Raw genomic sequence first — 307 nt, 5'->3', positions numbered from 1 at the left:
CGTCCAGCGCCTCCTCCACCGTCACCTGGTGGGCGCGCCGCCCGATCACCACGCCGAGTTCGGCTTCCCAGTCGACCCGGGCACCCGGGTCGTCCGGGACGGCGATCGCGTCGTCCGGGCCGACGATCGAGGTCGGCGGCAACAGGAAGAAATACGGCTCCATGCCGTCCGGCACGTCACCGACGCCCATCTCCCGCAGGTGATCGTGGTAGTTGGCGCCGGCGAAGACCAGCTTGCCGGGGGCGGGGAGGGGTGCCAGCAGCCGCACACCGTCCAGGGGCTCCCCCTCGGCGGGCTGCCAGCCGCG

1 protein-coding gene is annotated in these 307 nt (G+C 73.3%); it reads right to left on the bottom strand.

Translation table 11 applies throughout. The features are described 5' to 3' along the window. Positions 1-307: fumarylacetoacetate hydrolase family protein (locus tag BEK98_RS47635; RefSeq protein WP_208643453.1), on the bottom strand; the 307-nt coding region annotated here is incomplete at both ends.

This window comes from Streptomyces diastatochromogenes (genome assembly GCF_002242805.1).
Classification (GTDB): domain Bacteria; phylum Actinomycetota; class Actinomycetes; order Streptomycetales; family Streptomycetaceae; genus Streptomyces; species Streptomyces diastatochromogenes.
Note: the sequence above shows the minus strand (reverse complement) of the source record. Positions and strands in the feature narration are given on the sequence as shown.